This window comes from Enterobacter sp. RIT637 (genome assembly GCF_019718755.1).
Taxonomy (GTDB): Bacteria; Pseudomonadota; Gammaproteobacteria; order Enterobacterales; family Enterobacteriaceae; genus Enterobacter.
Genome location: NZ_JAIHAZ010000009.1, coordinates 100393 through 121558, shown reverse-complemented (window position 1 = coordinate 121558; position 21166 = coordinate 100393). Strand labels below are relative to the sequence as shown.

Here is a 21166-nt window from a genome sequence, read left to right as displayed (position 1 = left end):
TTGCTTTATTAGTCCCACCAAACGTCGAAAAGTTCGCTGATGCGAACATCTTCCAGCTTGTGGTCTTCAAGCCATTTGCGTACCAGCGCCTGATGTTCTTCGGTGCATTTACCGACTTCCTGGGTGCAGATCAGACCTTCCCACGCCAGATAGCCGCTACCGTCGAAGGCCAGCTTGTTTGGCTCGATCACGTCATTGATGAACGCGTCAACGTCCTGATCGATCTGCTCAACGCTGGTGCCTTCCGGGAAACGCCAGGCAACAGAGAAGCCCACTTCCTGGAATTCTTCGATGTGCATCTTTTTACGCAGACGACGGCTACGATTCTTTGCCATTATTTCACCCTCTCGAACATTAAGTCCCATACACCGTGACCAAGACGATGGCCACGCTGTTCAAATTTTGTCACCGGACGTGAATCCGGGCGCGGTACATAGTCGTTGCTTTCAGACTGGTTTTTATAGCCGTCCAGCGACGACATCACTTCCAGCATATGTTCCGCATAAGGTTCCCAGTCGGTTGCCATGTGGAAGACGCCGCCCAGTTTTAACTTACTTTTCAGCAGCTCGGCAAACGGTGCCTGAACGATACGGCGTTTATTATGACGTGCTTTGTGCCACGGGTCAGGGAAAAAGAGCTGAACCATGTTCAAAGAATTGTCAGGAATCATTTTGTGCAGCACTTCCACCGCGTCGTGACACATGACGCGCAGGTTCTCAACGCCCTCTTCGTGGGCCGTTGCCAGGCATGCACCGACGCCCGGCGAGTGCACTTCTATACCCAGGAAGTTCTGCTCCGGTCGCGCTTTCGCCATGGTCACCAGCGAGGTGCCCATACCAAAACCGATCTCCAGCGTCACAGGCGCTTCTCGACCGAACAGTTCGGCAAAGTCGACAGGCTGTTCAGTGAACTCAACGCCCATCACCGGCCAGTAGTTGTCCAGCGCATGTTGCTGCCCTTTTGTCAGGCGGCCCTGACGGCGGACAAAGCTGCGAATACGGCGCAGCGGGCGACCGTTTTCATCAAATTCCGGTGAAATGACGTCGTTTTTCATAAAAGAGTTGTCTGCTTGTGAGAGTGTTCGGGAAACGGGCATTATCCAAAGTTAAGGCTTCTATGCAAGCATGGGAAAGATCCGGTTTACAGCAGATTGACGCTGTGCTGCAATCTGCGTCCCTGATTATGCGAATCGATGACCATGCAAGCCTCTCAATTTTCAGCCCAGGTGCTGGACTGGTACGACAAATACGGGCGTAAAACCCTGCCCTGGCAAATTGAAAAAACGCCTTACAAAGTATGGCTCTCCGAGGTGATGTTGCAACAAACGCAGGTCGCCACGGTCATTCCATACTTCGAGCGTTTTATGGCACGCTTCCCGACGGTGACCGATCTGGCCAACGCGCCACTGGACGAGGTCCTGCACCTGTGGACCGGCCTGGGCTATTACGCCCGCGCGCGTAATCTTCACAAGGCCGCACAGCAGGTCGCGACGCGCCACAACGGTAAATTCCCGGAAACCTTCGACGAGGTGGCCGATCTCCCCGGCGTCGGGCGCTCCACCGCAGGCGCGATTCTCTCCCTGTCTTTAGGCAAGCATTTCCCGATCCTCGACGGCAACGTGAAGCGCGTGCTGGCACGCTGCTATGCCGTCGACGGCTGGCCGGGGAAGAAGGACGTTGAAAAACGTCTTTGGGAAATAAGTGAAGCGGTCACCCCGGCCAACGGCGTCGAGCGTTTCAACCAGGCGATGATGGATCTCGGCGCGATGGTCTGCACGCGCTCAAAACCAAAATGCGAGCTTTGCCCGGTGAATAATCTCTGCGTGGCGTATGCCAACCATTCATGGGCGCAATATCCGGGTAAGAAACCCAAACAGACGCTGCCGGAGCGCACCGGCTATATGCTGCTGATGCAGCACGGCGACGAGGTCTTCCTCGCCCAGCGTCCGCCGAGCGGTCTGTGGGGTGGTCTATACTGCTTCCCACAGTTTGAAAATGAAGATTTGCTGCGTGAATGGCTTAAACAGCGCGGGATTGCTGCCGATAACCTGACGCAGCTAACCGCGTTTCGCCATACCTTCAGCCATTTCCACCTGGATATTGTACCCATGTGGCTTCCCGTGTCGTCATTTGCCGCGTGCATGGATGAAGGCACCGCTCTCTGGTATAACTTAGCGCAACCGCCATCAGTCGGACTGGCGGCTCCCGTGGAGCGCCTGTTACAACAATTACGTGCCGGTGCAATGGTTTAGCATCGACAAGAAAAAGAGGAATGAGTATGGCCAGAACGATTTTTTGTACTTTCCTGCAGCGTGACGCTGAAGGCCAGGATTTCCAGCTTTATCCGGGCGACCTGGGTAAACGCATCTACAATGAAATCTCCAAAGAAGCCTGGGGACAGTGGCAGAAAAAGCAGACCATGCTGATCAACGAGAAAAAACTCAGCATGATGAACCCGGAACACCGCAAGCTGCTGGAGCAGGAGATGGTGAGCTTCCTGTTCGAAGGCAAAGACGTGCACATCGAAGGCTATACGCCACCGGAAAAATAATATCGAGCGGCTGTTGCCGGGTGGCGCTGCGCTTACCCGGCCTACAAAACCGTAGGCCCGTGCAAGCGTAGCGCCGCCGGGCAATAGCAACGACTAAGCAAACACAACACGCACTCCCGGAATGATGAAAAAACTTTTAGCGCTAGCTCTTGTTGCGCCGTTGCTTGTCTCTTGTTCTTCCAAAAAAGGCGATGATTACAACGAAGCCTGGGTTAAGGACACCAACGGTTTTGACATTTTGATGGGGCAGTTTGCCCACAACATCGAGAATATATGGGGATTTAACGAAGTTCTGATTGCAGGACCTAAGGACTACGTTAAGTACACCGATGCCTATCAGACCCGTAGCCACATCAACTTTGATGAGGGTACGATCACCGTTGAGACCATCGCAGGCACCGACCCTGCGGCACGACTCCGTCAGGCGATTATCAAAACCCTGCTGATGGGTGACGATCCGGGATCTATCGATCTCTACTCCGATGCCGACGATATCACTATCTCGAAAGAGCCGTTCCTGTACGGCCAGGTTGTCGATCAGACCGGTCAGCCGATCCGCTGGGAAGGTCGCGCCACGAAATTTGCCGACTACCTGCTGCAGACGCGCCTGAAAAGCCGCTCTAACGGTCTGAAGATCATCTACAGCATCACCATCAACCTGGTGCCGAACCACCTCGACAAGCGTGCGCATAAGTACATTGGAATGGTGCGTCAGGCCTCGCGTAAGTACGGCGTGGATGAGTCGCTGATCCTGGCGATTATGCAGACCGAATCCTCGTTTAACCCGTACGCGGTGAGCCGTTCCGATGCCCTGGGGCTGATGCAGGTTGTGCAGCACAGCGCCGGGAAAGACGTCTTCCGCGCGCAGGGGAAATCCGGCACGCCGAGCCGCAGCTATCTGTTCGATCCGCAGAGCAACATTGATACCGGCACGGCCTACCTGGCGATGCTGAACAATGTCTACCTGGGCGGCATTGATAACCCAACGTCGCGCCGCTATGCGGTGATCACCGCCTATAACGGCGGTGCGGGCAGCGTGCTGCGCGTCTTCTCAAATGACAAGGTGCAGGCCGCGAACATCATCAACAGCATGGCGCCGGGGGATGTCTACTCAACCCTCACCACTCGTCACCCGTCTGCGGAATCACGCCGCTATCTGTATAAGGTGAATACGGCGCAGAAGAACTATCGTCGTCGCTAAAAAACGCCCCCTCACCCTAACCCTCTCCCCAAAAGGGAGAGGGAACTTGAACACCCATACGAAAATGTTATTTGCATCACAATCCAAACTGCAAATTAATGTGGATTGCATTTTTTTGCGGGAGGTAACAAAACATATCGTTGCCAACTGATAGAATTGCATCAAATAACAACCCTGAATGTTCCAAAAACAACATATCTCCCGCTCACTTGTGAGGAAAGTAACATGAACCTTAAGCTGCAGCTTAAAATTTTGTCGTTTCTGCAGTTCTGCCTGTGGGGTAGCTGGCTGACTACACTCGGCTCCTATATGTTTGTGACGCTCAAGTTCGACGGTGCGTCTATCGGTGCCGTATACAGTTCGCTCGGTATTGCGGCTGTCTTCATGCCAACGCTGCTCGGTATCGTGGCGGATAAATGGTTAAGTGCGAAGTGGCTGTACATGCTTTGCCATCTGGTGGGTGCGGGGACGCTGTTTATGGCGGCCGAAGTGACCACTCCGGGGGCGATGTTCATGGTGATCCTGCTTAACTCGCTGGCCTATATGCCAACGCTTGGCCTGATCAACACCATCTCCTACCACCGCATCAAGTCTGCGGGCATGGACATCGTGACCGACTTCCCGCCCATCCGTATCTGGGGCACCATTGGCTTTATCATGGCGATGTGGGGCGTGAGCTTCGCGGGCTTTGAACTGAGCCATATGCAGCTCTATATCGGTGCGGCACTCTCCGTGGTGCTGGCCGTGTTTACCCTGACGCTGCCGCACATCCCGGTATCAAACCAGCAGAAAAACCAGAGCTGGAGCGCCATGCTCGGCCTGGACGCGTTCGCGCTGTTTAAAAACAAGCGCATGGCGATCTTCTTTATCTTCTCCATGCTGCTGGGCGCTGAGCTGCAGATCACCAACATGTTCGGCAACACCTTCCTGCACAGCTTCGATAACAACCCGCTGTTTGCCGGAAGCTTTATCGTCGAACACGCGTCGGTGATGATGTCCATCTCTCAGATCTCTGAGACGCTGTTCATCCTGACCATCCCGTTCTTCCTGAGCCGCTACGGCATCAAAAACGTCATGCTGATCAGTATCGCGGCGTGGATGCTGCGCTTCGGCCTGTTCGCCTACGGCGACCCGAGCGCGTTCGGCACCGTGCTGCTGGTGCTGTCGATGATCGTTTACGGCTGCGCCTTCGACTTCTTCAACATCTCCGGTTCGGTGTTCGTGGAAAAAGAGGTGAAGCCTGAAATCCGCGCCAGCGCGCAGGGTATGTTCCTTATGATGACCAACGGCTTCGGCTGTATTCTGGGCGGCGTGGTGAGCGGTAAAGTGGTTGAGATGTACACCACTAACGGCATCACCGACTGGCAGCCCGTGTGGCTGATCTTCGCCGCGTACTCGCTGGTGCTGTTCTTCGCGTTTATCGCGCTGTTCAAGTACAAGCACGTGCGTGAACCACACGGTGCGCAGCCGATCGCGCATTGATTGTTGTGCCCGGTGGCGCTAACGCTTACCGGGCCTACAAAACCAAACCGTAGGCCGGGTTAGGCGAAGCCGCCACCCGGCTATTTATTGCAGACAGCACCCACCCCACCGACAGCAAATCCGCACTGCCGCCCGGGCTCAGGTTCAGTTCAATCAATGCCTTATCCATCTTAAGCAACGCCTCGCGATCCCAGCCATTAGCCAGTAATTCCCGCGCGTAGCCCTGAACGTAGCGCAGCCCTTCAATGCCACCGCGCGACACGAGATTGCTGTCCTGATTAATCGCCATCAGGCGCAGCAGCAGGCCGTGAAGCGACTGTCCGTTCCACTGCGCCAGCGCCCTACGCACCGTCGCAAAGCCGCTTTCCGCCTCGCCGCGCGCGCCGGTTAGGCCGTACTGCTGAAACTGCCGCTCGCCTGCCGTCGCCTGCCCGCTGCGCCCGACGAGCTCTCGCGAAACCAGCCCGTGGCAGATGTTACTTACCTCACAGCAGAGGCTGTCCGCGGTGATATTTTTCACACGCTCGGCGGCGAAGCACAGCAGGCCGAGGGCAAAAATCCCGCCCTTGTGGGTGTTCACTCCGTTCGTCGCGGCGTACATCGCCTGCTCGCAGGCCATCCCCATCGGGCGGATAATCCGAAGCTGTGCGTCAGCGGGTTTATCCGCATGCGCGTTACCCAGCTCGGCAAAGCGCGAAAACCACGGCGTAATCGCCGCAATGCTGCGGACGAACAGCGCGTGGTCCATATCGCGATGGGAACCGTTATTGAGCTTGTCCACCAGCCCCGGCTTGGGCGTCAGCTCCAGCTCCTGCCACAGCGCCGCTTCGGCAAGCGCGGGCACGTCAACCGGGCGCGTTTTAGTCGCGAGCAAACCAGTCATCGATCGTCTTCTCCACGCGGGAAATCACCTGCTCAACGGGATGCTTTCGCGAACGGGAGCAGGCGTGAGCGGGCTCGTCGCAGATCAGGCAGCGCCTGAGATTCGCCCCCAGCGACTGACGCCCGACGTGGCCGTGCTGAGGGCAGATCACGTCCAGATCCCACAGCCTGCCGAGCGGGTGCGTCTGCTCCAGATCCGCACAGTGCGCTTTGATTTCCGCCGCCGGATGGGCCACGCACCACAGAGCTTCTGGCCCGGTCGGCAGCCACAGCACCTGGCGGTCCAGCACCTGCCAGCGGTTCTCCCACAGCAGCTGGTCGCACATTTGCAGCGCCACGCCCATGGTATTGCGATAGCGCAGGCTGTCTTTGATTTCTCCCGGCGTGACCAGCGTGAGGGAGATCACCGGCTGTTGATAGTGCTCAAGCATGTCAGCCAGGCGCGCCGCGCGGCGATCTTTCGCCGCCAGCAGTTCGTCCAGGCTAACACCCGCCCGCACGGGTGTCGCTGTTGTCATAACTACTCCTTTACCTGTCGCACGGTGTCGATCACGCTGCCGTCGCGGTAGCGGATCACCCCGACAATTTTGTCGGTAAATTCAATCGGTTTCGGTACGCCGGTCAGGGAAATCGCCCGCTCGTAGAGCGCGCTGATGTCCACAACCTTCAGCCCGGCGTCCAGCAGCCGCTCGCGGATCTCCGGGCGCGCCGGATTGACCGCAATGCCGTGGTCGGTGACCAGCACGTCGATGCTTTCGCCCGGCGTGAGTCGCGTGGTAACCCGCTTCACGACCGTCGGAATACGGCTACGCAGCAGCGGCGCGACCACAATGGTCAGGTTCGCCGCGGCAGCCACGTCGCAGTGACCGCCGGACGCGCCGCGCATCACCCCATCGGAGCCAGTGATCACGTTGACGTTGAAATCGACGTCGATTTCCAGCGCGCTGAGGATCACCACGTCGAGCTGGTCGCAGCTTGCCGCCTTGCTGCCGGGGTTGGCGTAGACGTTGGTGGAGATCTCCACGTGGTTCGGGTTGCGCGCCAGCGAAGCCGCCGCCTGGCCGTCAAAGCACTGGGTGTCGAGCAGCTTTTCGATCAGCCCCTTCTCGTGCAGATCCACCAGGCTGCCGGTGATGCCGCCGAGCGCAAAGCGGGCCTTCACGCCGCTGCGCTCCATCTTCTCTTCCATAAAACGGGTGCAGGCGGTCGCCGCCGCGCCGGAGCCAGTCTGCATCGAGAAGCCCTGCTTGAAGTAGCCCGAGTGTTCAATCACGTCTGCCGCATAGCGGGCGATCATCAGCTCGCGCGGGTTGCTGGTGACGCGCGCCGCGCCGACGCTGATTTTCGCCGGGTCGCCTACGCTTTCAACCTGCACGATGTAGTCCACCTGGTCCTGCACCAGGCTGGCGGGCATATTGGGGAACGGCACCAGGGCTTCGGTCAGCAGCACCACCTTGCGGGCAAAGTGCGCGTCCACCATGGCGTAGCCGAGCGAGCCGCAGCACGATTTGCCGTGCGTTCCGTTGGCGTTGCCAAACTCATCGCTGCACGGCACGCCGAGAAACGCCACGTCGATATTCAGCTCGCCGTCCTGGAGCAGCTTCACGCGCCCGCCGTGGGAGTGAATTTGCACCGGCTCGTCCATCAGCCCGTGGGAGATGGCGTCTGCCAGTCTGCCGCGCATTCCGGAGGTGTAAATCCGGGTGATGACGCCGCTTTCAATATGCTCGATCAGCGCATCGTTGCAGGTCATCAGCGAGCTGGAGGCCAGCGTCAGGTTTTTGAAGCCCATCCGCGCCAGCAGCGCCACGACGGTGTTGATCACCCGGTCGCCTTCGCGAAACGCATGGTGGAAGGAGATGGTCATCCCGTCCTGCAGGCCGCAGCGCTTAACGGCCTCTTCAACAGAGGCGCAGAGCTTGCGGCTGTGCTTCGCGTCGCTGTCCGCCAGCCACGGCGTGGCGCTGTGGGCGGTATCAAAGGGTTTTAAGTCCCGCAGATGGGGAAAATTCACGTGAAGAAGTTCTGTCTGATTCATCATCTCATCCTTACCGACGCACGCCGGAGGCCGCCGCGCGCTCCAGCACCACCTGCGCGTGGTTAATAATCGGTGCATCCACCATTTTGCCGTTGAGCGACACCACGCCCAGGCCGTTACGCTCGCCCTCTTCTGCCGCTTCAATCACCCTTCTGGCGTGATCCACCTCTTCCTGAGTCGGGGCGTAGGCGTTGTGCAACAGGTCAATCTGGCGCGGGTTAATCAGCGATTTGCCGTTGAAGCCCATCTTGCGGATCAGATCGACCTCGCGCAGGAACCCGGCCTCGTCGTTAACGTCTGACCACACCACGTCGAAGGCGTCGATGCCCGCCGCGCGGGCGGCATGCAGCACGGCGCAGCGGGCGTAGAACAGCTCGGTGCCATCGCCGCGCTCGGTCTGCATGTCCATCACGTAGTCAAAGGCGGCCAGCGCGATGCCGATGAGGCGCGGAGAGCTGCGGGCAATCGCCACGGCGTTAATGACGCCAATGGCCGATTCAATCGCCGCCATTACGCGGGTGGAGCCGACCTCGCGCCCGCACTCACGTTCGATACGCTCAAGGTGGCCTTCCAGCTCGTAGATATCGTCCGGCGTGTCGGTTTTCGGCAGGCGGATCACGTCCACGCCGGCCCGCACGGCGGCTTCCAGATCCAGCAGGCCAAACGGCGTGCTGAGCGGGTTAATACGCACCACGGTTTCAATATCCTGATACATCGGATGCTGAAGCGCGTGGAACACCAGCATGCGCGCGGTATCCTTCTCGCGCAGGGCAACGGCATCCTCAAGGTCAAACATGATGGAGTCGGGACGGTAGATAAAGGCGGTGGAGAGCATGGCGGCGTTGGCGCCCGGCAGGAACAACATACTGCGGCGGAGTTTGCTCATTTCAGCGCCCCCCAGTTGATGGCCTGTTCATCTGCGGCACGCATCAGCGCGCTTTGCAGGCGGGCGCGGATCACACAGTCCAGCGCCCCTTTGTCTTCAATAATGATTAATCCCTGGTGCACGTTCATGGCGCGCAATGTGTCGTTGACCACCTGGCGAATCTGCTCGCCAAACTGCTTAATCACTTCACTGTGGATGACTATCTCCAGCTCGCCGTGAGCGGGAGCGATTTTCACCATCAGGTCGCTGGACTCCTGCGTTCCGGCCAGCGCCTCCCTTACAATTTTCATGATAAATTCCTGGTAGTTAAGCGACTTCCGCACTCGCACGGTAATGCGTTTCGAGATGCGCGAAGGTGGAGTCCGGGACAATCTCCCGGATCCGGGAAAACTGCTGTGTCTTCAGTAAACGGCGCACTTCAGACGCTGAAATAGCGTTGCCGGTGGCCTTGATGCGCGGCATTTCCACCACCTCGATATGCGAGGCCAGCAGGTCGTGCAGCGTCTGGTTGTACTGGCGGGTGATATCGCAGAACGGCTCCGAGCCGATGAAGCGGTGCGTGATGCCGAGCGCCGGGGCGATGAAGTCCCGGAAGATCAGCACGTCAATCTCGCTCCACGCCTGCTGCACTTTGCCGGTCTCTTTCAGAAAGTAGGCCGGGAAGGTGGCACGGGAGATGATGTACTGCGAGCCTTCATGCACCACCACGTTCGGCAGATGCGCCACGCCCGCGCGCACCATCTCGAGGCGCGCGCTGAACGGGAAGAACGAGGCGTCTTCACGGACCACGAACAGATGCAGGGCGTCGCACCGCGTCGCCGCCTGCTCCACCAGATGGCGGTGGCCGAGGGTGAACGGATTGGCGTTCATCACTATCGCGCCAATGTTCTCCCCGCACCTGCGCTTCGCGCGCAGGGAACGGCAGTAGCGCTCGATCCCCTGCGGGGTGTTCTCCATCAGCACCGCGTTGTTCCCGCTCTGGGCAATCGGCCAGAAGCCGCTGCGCGCAAAGCGCTCCCGGTTACACGGACGGGTGCAGAGGAAGAGGTGAAAATGGCCGCGCTCCAGCGCCGCATTTTCCACCTCTGCCAGCAGCCGCGCACTGAGGTTCTCGCCGCGAAGCTGTTCGTTAACCGCCACGCATTTGATGACGTTGGCAGCAAGCCCTGCGCAACCCACCAGCTGCGCGCCAGACCAGGCTTCGACAAAAAGCGTGATGTCGTTGTCCAGGCCAAGGCCGCTGTCTGCCAGCAGGTAACGGATCTGGCTTAAGCGTTCCGGATGCTTCGCCACGAGGGTGTGGCGAAATTCGATGGGTTGACTGTTCATGCCGCCTTACTCAGTGTGCCGCCGCAAGCCCAACGGCCGGCGCTTCCACGATCACGTTGCTCAGATGACCGATATGCTCGATCTCCACCTCAATGCGATCGCCCTCTTTCATAAACAGCGGCGGGTTACGCTTTTTACCCACTCCGCCCGGGGATCCGGTGATGATCACATCGCCCGGACTGAGGCGGGTAAAGGTGCTGATGTACTCGATCAGCTCCGCAACCTTGTGGATCATGCTGCTGGTGTTGTCTTCCTGCACCATGCGGCCGTTCAGCCAGGTGCGGATCGCCAGCTGGTGCGGATCCGGGATCTCATCCGCCGTCGCCATCCACGGGCCAAACGCGCCGGTCTGCCGCCAGTTTTTACCGGCGGTAAACCAGGTGTGCTGCCAGTCGCGGGCGGATCCGTCCATGTAGCAGCTGTAGCCCGCCACGTGGCGCAGGGCGTCGTCACGGCTGATGTTCTCCCCGCCTTTGCCGATGATCACCGCCAGCTCGCCTTCGTAGTCGAATTCGCTGGAGTGGCGCGGCTTCAGCACCGGCTCGTTGTGGCCGGTCTGTGAATCCGGGAAGCGGACAAACAGCGTCGGGGCCGGGTTATGCTGGTCAAACTCCTTGCGCTTGTCGGCGTAGTTCATGCCCACGCAGAGGATTTTTTCCGGCTGCACAATCACCGGTAAGAAGGTGATGGCGCTCAGCGGCACGTCCACGGCGTCGTTCAGGTAGCGGGTGGCCTGCGCCAGCCCGTTGCCCTGCAACAGCGCCTTAAGGTCGCTGTAGCGGTCGCCGAGACGGCGGCCTAAATCAATCACGCCGTCGGCCTGGACGATGCCGTAGCTGCGTTTTCCCTGGTATAAAAAGCTTGCGAGTTTCATTGTTCTTTCCTGAAAACTTAAACGAGGAAGTTGCCCAGAATCAGCAGTGAGATAGAGACGTTAATCGCCCCGCCGATACGGGTAGCAATCTGGGCGAACGGCATCAGGCTCATGCGGTTGCCTGCGGTCAGGATCGCCACGTCGCCGGTACCGCCCTGCCCGCTCTGACAGCAGGAGACGATGGCGACATCAATCGGGTGCATACCAATTTTTTTGCCGACGAAGAAGCCGGTGGCGACCAGCGCGGAAACGGTGCTGACAATCACCAGCAGGTTGCTGACGGTGAACGCCGCCACCAGTTCATGCCACGGGGTGATGGCCACGCCGACGGCGAAGAGGATTGGGTAGGTCACGGAGGTCTGGAAGAATTTGTACACCACCTGCGAGCCTTCCAGCAGGCGCGGAGAGGCGCCGTTGCAGAGCTTCACCAGCACCGCCATAAACAGCATGCCAACCGGAGCAGGCAGGCCAATCAGCTTGTGGCCGAGCATGCCCAGCATGTAGAGCAGCACCGCCAGCAGCGCGCCAGAGGCGATAGTGGTGACGTCCGCTTTGCCGGAAAACGCAGGCTGAGAGACGGTGGTATCGGCATTCGCGCGGTTAGGCATCAGCTGGCCTTCGCCGGTCAGGTGCGGGTAGCGCTTACCGAGCTGGTTCAGGCAGCCGGAGATGATGATTGCCGTCAGACCGCCGAGCATGACCATCGGCAGCACGCGGCCGAGCGCCACACCCTGGTCCATGTGCAGCAGGGTGGCATAGCCGATGGAAAGCGGGATTGCCCCTTCCCCGACGCCGCCCGCCATAATCGGCAGAATGATAAAGAAGAAGATCTGGAACGGCTCAAGGCCCAGCGCCAGGCCGACGCCCATCCCCACCAGCATGCCGACGATTTCGCCGCACAGCATCGGGAAGAAGATGCGCAGGAAGCCCTGAATCAGTACCGTGCGGTTCATGCTCATGATACTGCCGACGATAATGCAGCAGATATAGAGATAGAGAATGTTGGTGGATTTATAGAACTTGGTGGTGGACTCGACCACCACGTCCGGCAGCAGGCCGTAATAGACCAGCGCGGAAGGGATAAAGGTGGCGCAAATCGCCGCCGCGCCGAGCTTGCCGACAATCGGCAGACGTTTGCCAAACTCGCCGCAGGCAAAGCCGAAGAAGGCCAGCGTGGCCACCATCACCACGATATCGCTCGGCAGTTTTCCGCCCAGGCAATCAATGGCAATCAGCGCGCCCGCCAGAACGAACAGCGGCAGAGGAATAATCCCGATTTTCCAGGTATCCATAATATGCCACCAGCGCTCTTTGAGCGAAGGTCGCTGAATTTCAATCGGGTCGTGGGTAACAGAGAAAGAATCGTCAGTTGTGCTCATAATAAGCCCCTTGGTTATTTTGTGCGTTCAGCTTAGAGTCACAAAGGCTTACTTTATGTGAGGAATGGCATATTAAAAGCGAAGTTTTAATGGCAGCTATGGTTTTAATGGTTTCTTTTATTTAATGTGATTTATACCTTATTTATTGCCGTGGTTTTTATGGTTTCTTTTCTTAAGTGAACAAATAAATAACATTTATTAATTTAGCCTTAAGACGCCTGGCGTTTCGGATAAATCTTTTACAGGCGCTGCTGTGCAAGGGATCACAAGTTTTCCGCAAAGCGGACGTCACCACGAGAAAAGATGATATATTAGCCTGCCTTGTTGATACCCGGCGTGATAGTTATGAAAGTGTCATTTCAGATCAAGCTGTTTATTTCGCTGGTCGCTTTTTTCTCGGTACTGTTTGCATTACTGGGTGGATATTATTACGTCGACGTCGGAAGACAGCTTTATCAGGAAATGAGTGCACGTGCAAAAATACAGGCCGAAGAAATTGCGCTTATTCCTACTTTGCGAAAAGAAGTCGAACAGAAAGATATCAACGGCATCCGCGACTTTATGCAGAAAATAGCGGCCCACAGCGACGCCAGTTTTATTGTGATTGGCGATAATAAAGGGCTGCACCTGTTTCACTCGGTTTTTGCTGACCGGGTGGGCAAAACGCTGGTCGGCGGCGATAACGACGAGGTTCTGCACGGTAAAAGCACGACCACTATCCGCAAGGGCGGCCTGGGTATTTCACTTCGTAGTAAAGCGCCGATTTTTAACGATCAGGGGCACGTTGTAGGGATTGTCTCGGTGGGCTATCTCACCAGCTATCTGGACACCATCACCGTCAATAAAGTGGTTAACATTCTGATTGCCGCCGTGCTGCTGCTGATCGCCCTGTTTGTCTTCTCCTGGTTTTTCACCCGCAGTATTAAGAAGCAGATCTTCTCGCTGGAGCCACGCGAAATTGGCCTGCTGGTGCGCCAGCAGAAAGCGATGATGGAATCCATCTATGAAGGGGTCATCGCTATCGATGACGATCTACGCATCGAAGTGATCAACCAGGCGGCACGCAAGCTTTTAGGCTTAAGCCAGCCCGCCCGCGAGCTGCGCGGACAGCTGATTAGCCAGGTGATCGATCCTGTTCCGTTCTTCAATACGCAAACCATGCTGGCGAAAGACACCCATGACGAAATCTGCCGCTTTAACGATCTGACGGTCATTGCCAGCCGGGTAAGGATCATGCTGGAAAATTCGCTACAGGGCTGGGTGATCACCTTCCGGGATCGCAACGAGATCGACTCGCTCAGCGCCCAGCTCAGCCAGGTTAAACGCTACGTTGATAACCTGCGCATTATGCGCCACGAGCAGCTCAACCGGATGACCACCCTTTCCGGCCTGCTGCACATGGGCCGCTATGAAGAGGCGATTGGTTATATTCAGGCGCAGTCGGAACACGCGCAGGAGCTGCTGGACTTTATCTCGTCGCGCTTCAGCTCTCCGACGCTGTGCGGCCTGCTGTTAGGCAAAGCCGCGCGTGCGCGGGAGAAGGGCGTCGAGCTGAGCTTCGACCCCGCCTGCCGGATGGATAAACCCTTCCTGCCGCTGCTTGAATCGGAACTCATCTCGATTATCGGGAACCTGCTGGATAACGCGATTGAAGCGACACAACGCGCCCCGCTTCCGCATGCGCCGGTTGAAGTGCTGATCAAACTGAGCGAACAGGAACTCATCATCGAAGTCGCCGACCAGGGTATTGGCATCAAACCGGAGATCCGTGAGCGGATATTTGAGCGCGGTATTACCACCAAAACGCGCGGCGATCACGGTATTGGCCTGTATCTGATTGAAAGCTACGTCACGCAGGCGGGCGGCGCCATCGAAGTTGCGGATAACACGCCGCGCGGTGCCATTTTCTCACTGTTTATTCCCGCCACGGGAGCTGCCCGGCGTCCCGCACAAGAACTGGAAGATACTGATTATGCAACATGAACTTATCGACGTACTGATTGTTGAAGACGAGAACGAACTGGCGCAACTGCACGCGGAGCTGATCGGTAAACACCCGCGTTTGAGGCTGGTCGGGATTGCCTCTTCACTGGCTGACGCGCAGACGCAGCTTGAGAGCAAGCAGCCTCAACTGATGCTGCTGGATAACTACCTGCCGGACGGCAAAGGCATCACGCTTATCAGCAACCCAATGCTGGCTCGCGCCAACTGCTCGGTGATTTTCATCACCGCCGCCAGTGACATGGACACCTGCAGCCAGGCCATCCGCAACGGCGCGTTTGACTACATCCTCAAACCGGTATCCTGGAAGCGGCTCAGCCAGTCGCTGGAGCGCTTCGTGCAGTTTACCGAGCAGCAGCGGGTCTGGAAGATTGTCGACCAGCAGAACGTGGATTCCCTCTATCAATTGCAGGCTAAAAATTACCGTCAGGACAACGGCAGCAAAGGCATTGAAGAGAACACGCTGGCGCGGGTACAAACGCTGTTCAACGACAAGGCAACGCACTGCTTTACCGTGGATGAAGTCGTGAGTGAAACGGGTTTGAGTAAAACCACCACCCGGCGCTATCTGGAACACTGCGTGGAGGCGGGGTTTCTCAGCGTGGAGATGCTGTACGGGAAAATTGGGCATCCGAGGAGGATGTACAAACGTAGTGCGGTTTGATGAAACGTTCCCTCTCCCTGTGGGAGAGGGTTAGGGTGAGGGCAACAGCCCACGCTATCTTAAAACGTACCCATACAGCCGCTTAATCCCGTCGGCATCCTTCTCGCTGTAGACACCCTGCAGCTCCGGCGAGAAGCCCGGCAGCATGTTAATGCCCTCTTCCAGCGCCAGAAAATAGCGCTGTACCGCTCCGCCCCAGACCTCACCCGGCACCACACACAGCACGCCCGGCGGATACGGCAGCGCGCCCTCTGCGGCAATGCGTCCTTCGGCATCGCGAATACGCACCAGCTCCACGTTCCCGCGAATGTACTCCTGGTTAGCATCCTGCGGGTTCACCACAACGTCGGGGAAGCTTTCCCGGCGGAACATCGCCTTTTGCAGATCTTTCACGTTAAAGCTGACGTAGAGATCGTGCATCTCCTGGCACAGCTGGCGGATCGTGTAATCACGGTAGCGCACAGGATACTTCTGATAGATGGTCGGCAGCACGTCGGCCAGCGGTGTGTCGTCTTCAATGTGCTGTTCAAACTGTCCCAGCATCGCCACCAGCTGCGCCAGCTTCTCGCTGCTTTCGGCAGGGGTTAGCAGGAACAGGATTGAGTTGAGATCGCACTTCTCCGGCACGATGCCGTTCTCGCGCAGGTAGTGCGCCAGAATGGTCGCCGGGATACCAAACTCGGTGTAGTTACCGGTTTCGGCATCAATACCCGGCGTGGTCAGCAGCAGCTTGCACGGATCAACAAAATACTGGTCACGGGCGTAGCCGTCAAAACCGTGCCAGTTCGCGCCTGGCTCAAAGCTGAAGAAGCGACGCTCGCTGGCGATGGTGTGTGTCGCATGATCCTGCCACGGCCGCCCCGCCACCACCGGTGGGATAAAGGGTTTGATCATATGACAGTTGGCAATGATCGCCTTGCGCGCCTCAATCCCCAGCTCTACGCACTCCGCCCACAGCCTGCGTCCGCTTTCACCTTCATGGATCTTGGCATTCACATCCAGCGCGGCGAACAGCGGATAAAACGGGCTGGTGGAGGCATGCAGCATAAACGCATTGTTCAGCCGCTTGTGCGGGCAGAAGCGCGCCTGACCGCGGATGTGGTTATCCTTTTTATGGATCTGTGACGTTTGCGAGAACCCGGCCTGCTGCTTATGCACCGACTGGGTCACGAAAATCCCAGGATCGTTCTCGTTCAGCTCCAGCAGCAGCGGGGACGTTTCCGCCATCATCGGGATAAACTGCTCGTAGCCCACCCAGGCGGAGTCAAAGAGGATGTAGTCGCAGAGGTGGCCGATCTTGTCGATCACCTGACGGGCGTTGTAGATCGTCCCGTCATAGGTGCCCAGCTGAATAATAGCCAGACGGAACGGGCGAGGCGCATCGGCCTTTTCCGGCGCAACGTCACGGATCAGATTTCGCAGATACGCATCGTCGAAGCAATGCTCGTCAATCCCGCCGATAAAACCAAACGGGTTACGTGCCGCTTCAAGGTAGACCGGCGTGGCTCCCGCCTGGATCAGCGCGCCGTGGTGATTAGATTTATGGTTATTGCGGTCGAACAGCACCAGGTCACCGCGGGTCAGCAGCGCATTGGTGACAACCTTATTCGCGGCGGACGTGCCGTTCAGCACGAAGTAAGTTTTGTCCGCGTTGAACACCTTCGCCGCGAACTTTTGCGCATGCTTGGCGGACCCTTCGTGGATCAGTAAATCACCCAGCTTTACGTCGGCGTTGCACATATCGGCGCGAAACACGTTCTCACCGAAGAAGTCATAAAACTGCCGCCCGGCGGGATGCTTTTTGAAAAACGCGCCGTGCTGATGCCCGGGACAAGCAAAAGTGCTGTTGCCCATCGCGACATACTGGCTCAGGGTGTCGAAAAAAGGCGGCAACAGATCCTCTTCGTAACGGCAGGCGGCAGACTCCAGTTCCAGGAACTCCTGCGCTTTTCCTGCGATTACAGCAGTGACCCCTTCAGGAACATTCGTCGGCTCCTGCGAGAACATAAATACCGGAAGCTGAAAGCCCGTACGTTTCAGCAGCGCAAGGATGCCGCTACAGCTTTCAGCGACCGTAATGACGACTGCCGCCACGTCGGTAAAATCGGTGTTATCCAGCGTCACCATTTCCCGGTGAGTAGACACAGTAGAGACCAGCTCGCGGCTGACGGCAATTTTCATGGTTTTCATAGGCGCAGTTACCCTCACCGGGCGGTGAGACAGGGAGGAGAAAATTCGCGCAATAATGTCACCTTTTATTTTTAGGCGCAAGAAGGAATCAGTATGCACTTAGCCTTGCAAAGCTAAGCGTCATGCAGCGTTGTCGTGTCATAATCATGCAATACCAATGATTAAGTAACAGGAGTTAACGGTGGTAATTGGACCCTTTATCAACGCCGGTGCCGTCTTATTAGGCGGCGTACTCGGCGCAGTGTTAAGCCAGCGGTTGCCGGAGCGTATTCGCACCTCGATGCCCTCCATATTTGGCCTGGCCTCGTTAGGCATCGGCATCCTTTTGGTGATCAAATGCGCAAACCTGCCGGTGATGGTGCTGGCGACCCTCCTCGGCGCGCTCGTTGGCGAATTTTGCTACCTGGAAAAAGGCATCAATAATGCGGTAGGCAAAGCCAAAAACCTGATTGCCCGCCCCGGCAAGGCGAAACACGGCACGCACGAGTCGTTTATTCAAAATTATGTCGCGATAATTATTCTGTTTTGCGCCAGCGGCACCGGGATTTTCGGTTCGATGCAGGAGGGGATGACGGGCGACCCAAGCATATTGATTGCGAAGGCGTTTCTTGATTTCTTTACGGCCACCATTTTTGCCACCACGCTCGGCATTGCCGTTGCTGCGATTTGCGTGCCAATGCTGCTGATCCAGCTCGCGCTCGCCACCTGCGCCACGTTGATTCTCCCGCTCACCACGCCAGCGATGATGGCAGACTTCACCGCCGTCGGCGGCCTGCTGCTGCTGGCGACAGGGCTGCGCATCTGTGGGATTAAGATGTTCGCCGTGGTGAACATGCTGCCCGCACTGCTGCTCGCCATGCCGCTCTCCGCGCTCTGGACGCACTTTTTCGCTTAAGGATGCGGCGAAATGGTGAGAGATTGCGCAGTCTGTAACGAAAACAACATTTTTCGTTGACGGCAGGGGGCAGATCGGGTTTAATGCGCCCCGTTGCCCGGATAGCTCAGTCGGTAGAGCAGGGGATTGAAAATCCCCGTGTCCTTGGTTCGATTCCGAGTCCGGGCACCACTATTTAAAGAACCCGCCCAAAAGGCGGGTTTTTGCTTTCTGAGTCAACAACTTCTTGGTTTATCAGTAGTTCCCCCCCTTATCTATCCTCCGGCCCCGCTTCCTGGTGGTACAAAATGGGCATTATGATAAAGCCTACCAAAGACCGAAACGGCACCTACTAAACAGTGGACATATACCGGATTGCTCAGGGCCTCCGAAAACGTCCAGTCGTGCTGCACATCCGGCCTGATTGATGGTGAAATTCCCGACAAAAACGGCTGGCTTTCCGCTGGTGTTGCCCTTTCCCTACTTACTGCGTCCAATCAAGCCAGAACAGGCTTCTCATTGATGCCATTGAGCAAAAATCTGGTCTGATACTTCCGGTGATGCCCGGTGAAAGCCGTCTAGTCGGCCGGGGAGTGTAGCTGCAAAAAGCGACTTCTGCTTCAGACCCCGTAACTACATTGCTACTATATTGTGCATGCGTTGGCACGCATGGCTGTCAAAGGGAGCCGTTTATCAGTCTAAACAGACGCCGGTAAAGCAATTGAGAGGAATGACAATGGATGCAGCATTGCTTGACATGATGCGCTCAGGTGGAAGAAATAAAGCCTGGGCGGAAACTATGGTGAATATGGAAGCCAGGAAGCTGGTAAATACAGCCAATACACTGTCGGCTTTTCATCTCAGCGATGGTCTGACTCGAAGCTAGGTGTCTACAAATCAATCTCACTGGCCGCTAATGCGTATACTATTTTTGGCTTGTTATGGCGACCATGTACCTGGCGACTGTTTCGTTATATGCCCACAGACTATTACCGAAAGGTGAGCACACTGAGTCGCCCGCAGCTTACAATGAAAATAGCTGGTTATGGCGTGAAGGCTAAGATTATTTTTGATCTGTTTTCCGTCAGCGACCCGTCCCAGAATTAGTCAGCATTTTACGATAACGCCAGGATTTGTAGCCAAGTTTTGCTGGCGTTATATACCAGATAAAAGGTAGTACAATCAATAACGTGATCGCAAGTGTCAGGCTTGTGTCCTTCGATGCAAGTAAAAGAGTTAAAGCCAGTATGATGAAGGCAATAATAGTTATCCACTTCATTGCCTTAAAACGATTGGCCAGATCATGAGTTACGCTATCAAACGAACCACCGTAATTCTCAATATTGTTTTTAAGCTTTTGAAGATCTCGTTTACTAAAACCCGATTTTAAAAGTGCTTCTTCGCTGGTCATCCTGTTATCTGTCCCATAACTCACTGAAACCTTTGACGAAATTTAACTTAATTTTATGGATAAATCGCTAGTTGACGATAATTATCAAATTTATATATATATCAAATAGTTGAAGATATCTTAGAGGGGCGGCATCCCGTCTCTTCAACCGTGCCCATACAAGGTCCTTTCTGTCGTTTTGAGCCATAGTAAATCCATAGCTAAAACAAGGATGTTGGCCGCCTCCATATTTCTTTAAACTCAGAATACCGCCCGCAAGTCAGTTTTATGCTTTTGGTTTCTCCCCACCCTAGGGATCGTTCCCACCTGCGTCCAGCAGTTTGTTTTTAAAGATAAACAAACACGCCTCGTTGAAGTTCTCCGCTCCCAGGCGTTCCGAGAGCGTCGTTCGTTTGCGATAGAGGCTTTTCACCGACGTATTCAGCTCATCGGCAATGGCTTCCATCGACATCCCTGCCCTCAGCAACCGCAGCATGATCGCTTCGTGCGTGCTAAGCCGTAAATTTAGCAGCCACCGCGTGGTCAGGCGTCTGCCCTTCATATTGAGCACCAGATTAAACAGCGAGGCCATATCCGGCGCGGTGAGCGACGCGTTCATAAATAACTTCATACTGAGCAGATTCTCCTCGCGGTGTCGCATATCAAGCATAACGCAGCAGATTGTTTTTTTCGCTCTGGCCGGATGGCGTATCAGGTAATCATATAAACGGAGCGGAGAACGACTATCAATCAAGACAGAATATTCATCTGCACCGTTATCAAATATCTTTCTATCAATCCTGTCGAGCAGGATAATATCCGGAAAAAAAATCCGCATCCCCCGCACAAGGTAGCGATCCTGAGTCACTAACACTATTGAAGTTGCCACTAACCATCCCTTTTTAGATTAAAGCAAGAACAATCCCTCAGAAAGAAGGCCGCCTTCGTTTTATAGCGCTGTAATATTAACGATAAATGTATTCTGGCTTTGGACACCCCTCAATAAAGACATTGACGAGTAAGACTTCCTGTAGACTATCATTCAATGACTGACATTAATTATAAATAAAAAACAATCGCAGAAAAGTCACTTCTCTAAACATTAAGAATTTTTGTCATGAAACTTCCCAAATATGAACCAGAAAGTACTTTAATTGACACAATAAAACCGTATAAAAAATATATACAAAACTGTCACAATAAAAATAAAATAAATTATTTTCAATGACTTATAAATAACCCATCAATTCAATTAAAACGCGAAAAACAGCTCAAACCAGAATTATCTCAAAACGGCACACCCGCTTTTCAACATATTTATCAGGCAACATATCAGGTGTACATTAGCTTTCACCCAGTCCACTGAGATAAGGATCCATAATTACCTTTACGTAAGTATCCCGTAACATCACCGCATTCAGATTTA

The 21166-nt window shown here is 55.8% G+C and carries 22 protein-coding genes and 1 tRNA gene; 10 read left to right on the top strand and 13 right to left on the bottom strand.

Translation table 11 applies throughout. The features are described from left to right. Positions 1-8: 8 nt before the first annotated feature. Complete coding sequence (locus K5E19_RS14765; protein ID WP_010435485.1) at positions 9-335, bottom strand: YggL family protein; 327 nt, start codon at positions 333-335, stop codon at positions 9-11. After that, a complete protein-coding gene (gene trmB, locus K5E19_RS14760) occupies positions 335-1054 on the bottom strand; it encodes a tRNA (guanosine(46)-N7)-methyltransferase TrmB (protein ID WP_114980011.1) in 720 nt (239 codons plus the stop codon). Before trmB ends, K5E19_RS14765 begins: the two co-directional genes overlap by 1 nt. A gap of 144 nt (positions 1055-1198) precedes the next feature. Between trmB and mutY the strand changes: the two genes are divergently transcribed. The 4 genes from mutY (at position 1199) to K5E19_RS14740 (ending at position 5233) form a co-directional block, all read left to right on the top strand. Continuing rightward, positions 1199-2251, top strand: a complete 1053-nt coding sequence (gene mutY / locus K5E19_RS14755) for an A/G-specific adenine glycosylase (protein ID WP_221551889.1) — start codon at positions 1199-1201, stop codon at positions 2249-2251. A gap of 26 nt (positions 2252-2277) precedes the next feature. Then, on the top strand, positions 2278-2550 hold the full coding sequence (locus K5E19_RS14750; RefSeq protein ID WP_023309138.1) for an oxidative damage protection protein: 273 nt from the start codon (positions 2278-2280) through the stop codon (positions 2548-2550). 124 nt (positions 2551-2674) lie between these two features. After that, positions 2675-3751 (top strand): membrane-bound lytic murein transglycosylase MltC, encoded by a 1077-nt coding sequence (gene mltC, locus K5E19_RS14745; protein ID WP_221551934.1) that lies wholly within the window; start codon positions 2675-2677, stop codon positions 3749-3751. Between the two features lie 225 nt (positions 3752-3976). Further along, complete coding sequence (locus tag K5E19_RS14740) at positions 3977-5233, top strand: nucleoside permease (RefSeq protein WP_221551888.1); 1257 nt, start codon at positions 3977-3979, stop codon at positions 5231-5233. A gap of 34 nt (positions 5234-5267) precedes the next feature. Here the strand turns inward: K5E19_RS14740 and citG are convergent, their stop codons facing one another. From citG to K5E19_RS14700, 8 genes are read right to left on the bottom strand one after another with little or no spacing between them, the layout of a single operon-like run. Continuing rightward, positions 5268-6116, bottom strand: a complete 849-nt coding sequence (gene citG, locus K5E19_RS14735) for a triphosphoribosyl-dephospho-CoA synthase CitG (protein WP_221551887.1) — start codon at positions 6114-6116, stop codon at positions 5268-5270. Then, on the bottom strand, positions 6094-6633 hold the full coding sequence (gene citX, locus K5E19_RS14730; RefSeq protein ID WP_221551886.1) for a citrate lyase holo-[acyl-carrier protein] synthase: 540 nt from the start codon (positions 6631-6633) through the stop codon (positions 6094-6096). Before citX ends, citG begins: the two co-directional genes overlap by 23 nt. Positions 6634-6635: 2 nt before the next feature. After that, a complete protein-coding gene (gene citF, locus K5E19_RS14725) occupies positions 6636-8153 on the bottom strand; it encodes a citrate lyase subunit alpha (RefSeq protein WP_221551933.1) in 1518 nt (505 codons plus the stop codon). A 10-nt stretch (positions 8154-8163) separates the two neighbouring features. Continuing rightward, entirely contained in the window at positions 8164-9039 is an 876-nt protein-coding gene (gene citE, locus K5E19_RS14720; RefSeq protein WP_029740740.1) for a citrate (pro-3S)-lyase subunit beta, read from the bottom strand. Further along, positions 9036-9329, bottom strand: a complete 294-nt coding sequence (citD, locus tag K5E19_RS14715; protein ID WP_008499773.1) for a citrate lyase acyl carrier protein — start codon at positions 9327-9329, stop codon at positions 9036-9038. Before citD ends, citE begins: the two co-directional genes overlap by 4 nt. Before the next feature lie 16 nt (positions 9330-9345). Further along, positions 9346-10368, bottom strand: a complete 1023-nt coding sequence (gene citC / locus K5E19_RS14710; protein WP_221551885.1) for a [citrate (pro-3S)-lyase] ligase — start codon at positions 10366-10368, stop codon at positions 9346-9348. Between the two features lie 10 nt (positions 10369-10378). Then, the gene (locus K5E19_RS14705) at positions 10379-11242 is read right to left on the bottom strand and encodes a fumarylacetoacetate hydrolase family protein (RefSeq protein WP_059312234.1); all 864 of its coding nucleotides are present in this window, start codon (positions 11240-11242) and stop codon (positions 10379-10381) included. 17 nt (positions 11243-11259) lie between these two features. Beyond that, positions 11260-12621, bottom strand: coding sequence for a 2-hydroxycarboxylate transporter family protein (locus tag K5E19_RS14700; protein ID WP_014885210.1), 1362 nt, complete (start codon positions 12619-12621; stop codon positions 11260-11262). A 345-nt stretch (positions 12622-12966) separates the two neighbouring features. Here K5E19_RS14700 and K5E19_RS14695 point away from each other — a divergent pair, with 345 nt between their 5' ends. After that, complete coding sequence (locus K5E19_RS14695; RefSeq protein ID WP_221551884.1) at positions 12967-14604, top strand: sensor histidine kinase; 1638 nt, start codon at positions 12967-12969, stop codon at positions 14602-14604. After that, complete coding sequence (locus K5E19_RS14690; protein WP_221551883.1) at positions 14594-15286, top strand: response regulator; 693 nt, start codon at positions 14594-14596, stop codon at positions 15284-15286. Before K5E19_RS14695 ends, K5E19_RS14690 begins: the two co-directional genes overlap by 11 nt. Before the next feature lie 54 nt (positions 15287-15340). Here the strand turns inward: K5E19_RS14690 and K5E19_RS14685 are convergent, their stop codons facing one another. Continuing rightward, entirely contained in the window at positions 15341-17476 is a 2136-nt protein-coding gene (locus K5E19_RS14685) for an ornithine decarboxylase (protein ID WP_221551881.1), read from the bottom strand. 181 nt (positions 17477-17657) lie between these two features. Here K5E19_RS14685 and K5E19_RS14680 point away from each other — a divergent pair, with 181 nt between their 5' ends. The 4 genes from K5E19_RS14680 (at position 17658) to K5E19_RS24390 (ending at position 19457) form a co-directional block, all read left to right on the top strand. Further along, positions 17658-18371, top strand: coding sequence for a DUF554 domain-containing protein (locus tag K5E19_RS14680; RefSeq protein ID WP_221551880.1), 714 nt, complete (start codon positions 17658-17660; stop codon positions 18369-18371). A gap of 95 nt (positions 18372-18466) precedes the next feature. After that, positions 18467-18542, top strand: a tRNA-Phe gene (locus K5E19_RS14675). Positions 18543-19086: 544 nt separating this feature from the next. After that, a complete protein-coding gene (locus tag K5E19_RS24395; protein ID WP_409334607.1) occupies positions 19087-19236 on the top strand; it encodes a hypothetical protein in 150 nt (49 codons plus the stop codon). 50 nt (positions 19237-19286) lie between these two features. Beyond that, positions 19287-19457 (top strand): hypothetical protein, encoded by a 171-nt coding sequence (locus K5E19_RS24390; protein WP_409334606.1) that lies wholly within the window; start codon positions 19287-19289, stop codon positions 19455-19457. On the opposite strand, the gene K5E19_RS14665 is transcribed toward K5E19_RS24390, so the two are convergent. Together K5E19_RS14665 and K5E19_RS14660 are read right to left on the bottom strand one after the other, a co-directional pair. Continuing rightward, a complete protein-coding gene (locus tag K5E19_RS14665) occupies positions 19435-19761 on the bottom strand; it encodes a hypothetical protein (protein ID WP_221551879.1) in 327 nt (108 codons plus the stop codon). The two genes, K5E19_RS24390 and K5E19_RS14665, sit on opposite strands and share 23 nt — an antisense overlap. A 289-nt stretch (positions 19762-20050) precedes the next feature. Beyond that, a complete protein-coding gene (locus tag K5E19_RS14660; RefSeq protein ID WP_221551932.1) occupies positions 20051-20578 on the bottom strand; it encodes a helix-turn-helix domain-containing protein in 528 nt (175 codons plus the stop codon). Positions 20579-21166: the final 588 nt, after the last annotated feature.